General features: G+C 50.1%; 1 rRNA gene. It reads right to left on the bottom strand.

Annotated features, from left to right (window positions below):
• Positions 1-1,713: ribosomal RNA gene (locus HMPREF2887_RS06710) — 23S ribosomal RNA — on the bottom strand; the annotation flags it as partial.

A 1,713-nucleotide genomic window follows, 5' to 3' on the forward strand; every position in this document is an offset into this window, starting at 1 on the left:
TCCTACCTATCCTGTACATGTGGCACAGACACTCAATATCAAACTGCAGTAAAGCTCCATGGGGTCTTTCCGTCCTGTCGCGGGTAACCTGCATCTTCACAGGTACTAAAATTTCACCGAGTCTCTCGTTGAGACAGTGCCCAAATCATTACGCCTTTCGTGCGGGTCGGAACTTACCCGACAAGGAATTTCGCTACCTTAGGACCGTTATAGTTACGGCCGCCGTTTACTGGGGCTTCAATTCATACCTTCGCGTTACCGCTAAGCACTCCTCTTAACCTTCCAGCACCGGGCAGGCGTCACCCCCTATACATCATCTTACGATTTAGCAGAGAGCTGTGTTTTTGATAAACAGTTGCTTGGGCCTATTCACTGCGGCTGACTTTAAGCCAGCACCCCTTCTCCCGAAGTTACGGGGTCATTTTGCCGAGTTCCTTAACGAGAGTTCTCTCGATCACCTGAGGCTACTCGCCTCGACTACCTGTGTCGGTTTGCGGTACGGGTAGAGTATAAATTAACGCTAGAAGCTTTTCTTGGCAGTGTGACGTCACTCACTTCGCTACTAAACTTCGCTCCCTATCACAGCTCAATGTTACAGATAGAAGCATTTGACTCCTATCACACCTCACTGCTTAGACGTGCTCTTCCATTCGCACGCTTGAGTTAGCCTACTGCGTCCCTCCTTCACTCTATACTCTAGTACAGGAATCTCTACCTGTTGGCCATCGGATACACCTTTCGGTCTCTCCTTAGGTCCCGACTAACCCAGGGCGGACGAGCCTTCCCCTGGAAACCTTAGTCTTACGGTGGACAGGATTCTCACCTGTCTTGCGCTACTCATACCGGCATTCTCACTTCTATGCGTTCCAGCGCTCCTCACGGTACACCTTCACCACACATAGAACGCTCTCCTACCATCCCCTAAAGGATCCACAGCTTCGGTAAATTGTTTTAGCCCCGGTACATTTTCGGCGCAGGGTCACTCGACTAGTGAGCTATTACGCACTCTTTGAATGAATAGCTGCTTCTAAGCTAACATCCTAGTTGTCTGTGCAACTCCACATCCTTTTCCACTTAACAATTATTTTGGGACCTTAGCTGGTGGTCTGGGCTGTTTCCCTTTCGACTACGGATCTTAGCACTCGCAGTCTGACTGCCGACCATAATTCATTGGCATTCGGAGTTTATCTGAGATTGGTAATCCGGGATGGACCCCTCACCCAAACAGTGCTCTACCTCCAAGAATCTTTCTGTCGACGCTAGCCCTAAAGCTATTTCGGAGAGAACCAGCTATCTCCAAGTTCGTTTGGAATTTCTCCGCTACCCACAAGTCATCCAAGCACTTTTCAACGTGCCCTGGTGCGGTCCTCCAGTGAGTTTTACCTCACCTTCAACCTGCTCATGGGTAGGTCACATGGTTTCGGGTCTACATCATGATACTATGGCGCCCTCTTCAGACTCGGTTTCCCTACGGCTCCGTCTCTTCAACTTAACCTCGCATCATAACATAACTCGCCGGTTCATTCTACAAAAGGCACGCTCTCACCCATTAACGGGCTCGAACTTGTTGTAGGCACACGGTTTCAGGTTCTCTTTCACTCCCCTCCCGGGGTGCTTTTCACCTTTCCCTCACGGTACTGGTTCACTATCGGTCACTAGGGAGTATTTAGGGTTGGGAGATGGTCCTCCCAGATTCCGACGGGATTCCTCGTG

It is taken from the genome of Streptococcus sp. HMSC071H03 (assembly GCF_001813035.1).
GTDB classification, from domain to species: Bacteria; Bacillota; Bacilli; order Lactobacillales; family Streptococcaceae; genus Streptococcus; species Streptococcus anginosus.